Annotated in this window: 3 protein-coding genes and 2 pseudogenes; 2 read left to right on the top strand and 3 right to left on the bottom strand. The window is 68.3% G+C overall.

Translation table 11 applies throughout. The features are described 5' to 3' along the window. A pseudogene (locus FPZ41_RS49275) lies at positions 1-462 on the bottom strand (hypothetical protein); the annotation flags it as partial. Here FPZ41_RS49275 and FPZ41_RS45085 point away from each other — a divergent pair. After that, positions 461-1,168 carry an LAETG motif-containing sortase-dependent surface protein gene (locus tag FPZ41_RS45085; RefSeq protein ID WP_228023441.1) on the top strand — a complete coding sequence of 236 codons (708 nt, stop codon included), beginning with the start codon at positions 461-463 and terminating at the stop codon, positions 1,166-1,168. The pseudogene FPZ41_RS49275 and the gene FPZ41_RS45085 overlap by 2 nt on opposite strands. A 205-nt stretch (positions 1,169-1,373) precedes the next feature. Further along, positions 1,374-2,990 (top strand): substrate-binding domain-containing protein, encoded by a 1,617-nt coding sequence (locus tag FPZ41_RS45080; protein WP_152870550.1) that lies wholly within the window; start codon positions 1,374-1,376, stop codon positions 2,988-2,990. A gap of 80 nt (positions 2,991-3,070) precedes the next feature. Here FPZ41_RS45080 and FPZ41_RS45075 read toward each other — a convergent pair whose 3' ends face one another. Both FPZ41_RS45075 and FPZ41_RS45070 read right to left on the bottom strand, forming a co-directional pair. Then, entirely contained in the window at positions 3,071-3,985 is a 915-nt protein-coding gene (locus FPZ41_RS45075; RefSeq protein WP_152870548.1) for an RpnC/YadD family protein, read from the bottom strand. Between the two features lie 33 nt (positions 3,986-4,018). Further along, positions 4,019-4,450 (bottom strand): annotated as a pseudogene (locus FPZ41_RS45070) (ATP-binding protein). Positions 4,451-4,492 lie beyond the last annotated feature (42 nt).

Here is a 4,492-nt window from a genome sequence, read left to right as displayed (position 1 = left end):
GCCGTATACGGGCGGGGGGGGACGGCCCCGTTCGAACTCCCTCCGTTCAAACCCACCTCCCTTGAACTCCCGTTGAACGCATCGCGAACACTCCGAACCGCCTACAACGCACCGTGGGTCCCCGGCATCAAACAGATGCGTCCGACTCGTCTCCCCCTCACGCCACAAGGACCCACCCACCATGAAACTGCGTCGCACATTGTCGGCAACCGCCGCAACCGCCGCGATCTCCACCATCTCCGCGATCGGGGCAGTGTTACTGACCACGACCGCCGCCCACGCCGACGGCGGATCGTCGGCGTCCCCCTCCGCGTCCACATCGCCCTCCGTGGAGGCATCGCCCTCCGCATCCACGTCGCCCTCCGCGGAGGCGTCACCCTCCGCCTCGACGGCCGCCTCCAACCCGTCGAGCGCCGAGCCCACCGCATCGCCGACGCCCTGCCGCAACGGCCCCTTCTCCATGATCAAACTCAGCCTCAAGGGACTGCCCGGCAAGATCGCGGCGGGCGGCGGCTGGCACACCTTCACCCTGAACGTGGCCAACACCACCAGCACACCGCTCGGCGAGGTCCAGGGGAGCGTCAGCGTCGACAACGGCCAGGCCAGTGAGAACGCGGACCTGTGGAAGTACGCCTACCTCGAGCGCTGGGACGCCGGCAGCGGCACATGGGAGGGCCTGAGCGAAGAGGACAAGAACCAGTACCGCGAGACCGGCCTCATCATCGACTACACCAACCTCGACGCTCGTGAGTCCGCCGACCTGAAGTTCCGCCTGCGGCTCGACGCCAAGGCCACACTCGGCTCCGCCTACGCCGATGGCGGCGGCACCTACGTGGACCCGGAGAAGCACTGCACCGACGGCACGACCACATCGGCCAACTTCGACGTGGTCGCTTCCGGCGGGGAGGGCGACGGTGAGGAGGGCGGCGGTTCTCCCACAGCGAGCGCGACGCCCGCGCCGACCGCGAGCGCCTCGCAGACCGCCACGCCGACCGCCGACGCCTCGCAGAGCGCCACGTCCGGCCCTTCGGTCAACGGGGATCTCGCGGCGACGGGTTCGTCGTCCGCCCTCCCGGTGATCGGCGCGATCGGCGGCCTGGCCGTGGTGGCCGGTGCGGGCGCGGTGATCGCGGTACGGCGTCGCAGGAACGGTGACGCCCAGGCGTGACATCGGCGTGACTCGGACGCGGGCCCCTGGGCCGACGCCGGACACGCGCCGGCCCAGAAGCCTGCCGTTCGGAAGGGATGCGGGGGCATGCGGGGGCGTTGTTCGCGCCCCGTTCACGTACGGGACGGCTGGTTCTCACGCTGTTGAAGCGTCGACTACCGACCATCTGTTCCCTTGATTCGGTGCTCAAGTAGGGGGACTTGAGATGGTCGAGACGATCGCCGACTTTTTCGACGGGCTGAGCGACGGGCAACTGTGGGCGGGTGCCCTGGTATGTGCCCTGAGCGCGAGCCTCGTGGCTTTCTGGCTGGACCGGTACCAGGGGTGGCGGCGCATCAGCTGGAGCGAGGTCTACAACGGGCCCATCAACAAGCACATCAACCACCAGCCGCCGCCCGGCATGTGGGAGATCCACTGGCAGGGCCGCCAGATCAGCGAAGGCAGCCTGGTCATGCTGGAGGTGCGCAACTCCGGTGTGCAGACGCTCGAACCGGAGCACTTCGCCGCCCCTCTCGCTTTCACCTTCACGGGCAAGAGGGTCGTGCACTTCAAGGTGCGGGACGCCGATGAGCCGCTGGAGGCGACTCTGCGTCCGCAGGTGCCCGCGCCTGCGGACGCAGAGCCGGCCGACGACACCGGCTCCGGCGTGAGGCAGGCCACGGTCCGAGCCCCGAGTGGGCAGGCCGACACGATCGTCCTGCCGGCCTTCACCCTCAACCGGCGCGACTGGTTCCGCCTCCTGGTGCTACTGGAGGACGACGGAGCCGGTTCCTCGGCGAAGCCGCCCAAGATCACCTCGGACGGAAAGCTGAAAGGCGGCAGCATCAAGAAGACCGCCGGGCGGGCCAGGCGCCGGTTGGCCACCGCAATCGTCGTGACCCTCGTCGCAGCCCTGAGCCTGGGCACCGGGGTCTACGCCAACAACGAGAGCCTCAAGCTGGACGCCACCTGCTCCCAGGCCCGTCGGCTCACAGTGACGGGCTCGACCGCCTTCTCTCCCCTCGCCCACCAGGTCAAGGAGGCGTACGAGGAGCAGTGCCCCGAGACGGACGTGGTGCTGGAGGCGAACGGCAGTAGCAAGGGGCTGGAGGAACTGCGTTCGAACACGGCCGCCGAGACCATCGCCATGGTGGACACGGTGGCCGGGCAGGAGCCGGAGAAGGGCCTCGGCGCCCACAACGTCGGTGTGATCGTCTTCGCCGTCGTCGCCAACCAGTCACTCGCGCAGGACCTGGGCCCCGGCCAGTCCCTTTGGGACCGGGGGCTGACCCAGGACCAGCTGGGGCAGATCTTCGCCGGAGGCGGCTTCCGCAACGAGAACGGGCGCCTCGCCGAAACGCCCGTGGCGGTCGTCCGGGACCACGGCTCGGGCACCAGGGACACCTTCGAGGGGAGGGTGACCGGCGGAAAGGGCACGACGTCGGCCCCTCCGTGCACCGCTGGCCCGACCGACTCAACCGGCTCAACCGGCTCAACCGGAGTCTGTTCCGTGAGCTCCACGATGGAACTGCTCGACTACGTCAACCGGACCGAGAACGCCATCGGGTACGCGGAGGCCGACGCCCTGCCCTTCTTCCCCAACGTGCGGACCGTGCCGATCAACGGCACTCCCCCGACCAAGGACAACGTCCTCGACGGCGACTACCCCTTCTGGGCCTCCGAGGTCCTCTACACCCGCGAGGGCGCGTCCGGTCTGACTCTGAACTTCCTCGACTTCCTGCGCAGCCGAGGAGTGTCCAAGCTCCTGGAGGGCCGGGGCTTCCTCCCCTGCCGGGAGCTGCGGGACTCGAAGGTCGACGAGATGAGGTGTGACGGCGACTAAGCCATGGGGGTGGCCGGGCCCTGAACGGGGTCACGGCAGGCCGTCAGCCTGCCGCGCACGGCGTCTACACCGTCCCCGGGTCAGGTCTGACCATCGCCGAACAGATCCTCCGGGTCCTTCGCATGGACCGCACGCTCGGCCCAGGTGTCGAGCCGCACCAGGTCGGTGCAGGACGTCACCCTCTCGCGAACGGATTCCGGCACTTCGATACCGCGCCACTCAAGGATCCGCAGGACCATCGATGCCCGCTCCTGCTCAATGCCTTGCTCAAGGCCTTGCTCAAGGCCTTGCTCCCGGCCCTCTTCCCGCACCTGCTCGGCGAGCGGGTGCCGCCAGAAGTACTGCATCGCCGTCATCAGGTCCCTCCAGATCTGTTGCGCCTGGGGGTCGGCCAGGCACGAATCGACGAATTGCACGAACACCGCAGCACTGTCGGTATCGATGGTCCGCAAGGCTGCTGCCAGGGGTTCCAGTATGGCGGCGGCCTGCGGGCCACGCCCATGTGTCATCGCCGAGAGCACCGCAAGAGGTACATCCCGTTCAGCCTCCCGCACGTCCGCGATCACCGGCACGTTGTCCGGGCCCAGGACGAGCGGCCGTACCGTCAGCGATTCCCAGCCGGGAAAGCCTCGACGGATGGGCTGTGCCGCCCAGCGAGCCGTGGCACTGTTCTGGGTGATCACGATGAGCACCGGCTCGCAGCGGTACTTCTCGTACAAGTACGAGAGGTAGTACGGCCAGCTTCCACGTTTTCTGTCGTCCCTCTCCCCCTGCGACTCGACGACCAGTAGGTACGTTCCCTGGTCCGTCTCCGCCCGCAGCAGGGTGTCCACACGCCGCTCGACGGGCTCGATCTCGGTGAGATCCACGTTCATGCCCGCGAACTCACGCGGCTCGGGGAAGGGGATGCCTAACACGCCCTGCAGAGCACGGGTCAGTAGTGCGGGGTCCTTCTGGAAGATCCGGTGCAGCGATTCGTGCAACGAGCTGACCATCAGCTCTCCTTTCTGTCCGACGTGATCAACGCGCTACGCAGCGGCGAGGTCACACCACACGAACTTGCCCCGGCTGCCGCCCCTGGCCAGCGGCTGCCAGCCCCACAGGTCGGCGCAGGAGCGGACGAGGGCGAGGCCGCGCCCTCCTTCGATGTCCAGGTCAGCGAGCCGGTCCAAGGGGCATGGAGGTTCCGGAGGTTCGGGGTCCGCATCCCAGGCGCCGACGCGCAGGACGCCGTCCCTCCAGGTGACGCGGAGGGCGGCAGGGCCCTTGGTGTGGCGTACGGCGTTGGAGATCAGCTCCGTGGCGAGCAGTTAGGCGGTGTCGACGAGACGGATCAGGCCGTGCATGGTGAGGATCAGCCGGAGGGTGCGGCGACTGATGGTGACGGCTCGGGGGTCGTTCGGGATGTGGAGCCAGTACTCCCAGGGGTCGCCGAGCGTGTGGGGTTCGGTTTCGGGCATGGGTGAACTCCGTTCGGGCGGAAGGGGGGTGGTGGGTCACAG

The organism is Streptomyces acidicola (assembly GCF_009377235.1).
GTDB classification, from domain to species: Bacteria; Actinomycetota; Actinomycetes; order Streptomycetales; family Streptomycetaceae; genus Streptomyces; species Streptomyces acidicola.
This window is presented reverse-complemented; position numbering and strand designations above follow the sequence as displayed.

What these genes read in the sequence shown, in the direction of transcription:
- FPZ41_RS45085 (WP_228023441.1), top strand. Translation starts at nt 461, where the DNA reads ATGATCAAACTCAGCCTCAAGGGACTGCCCGGCAAGATCGCGGCGGGC.
- FPZ41_RS45080 (WP_152870550.1), top strand. Translation starts at nt 1,374, where the DNA reads ATGGTCGAGACGATCGCCGACTTTTTCGACGGGCTGAGCGACGGGCAA.
- FPZ41_RS45075 (WP_152870548.1), bottom strand. Translation starts at nt 3,985, where the DNA reads ATGGTCAGCTCGTTGCACGAATCGCTGCACCGGATCTTCCAGAAGGAC.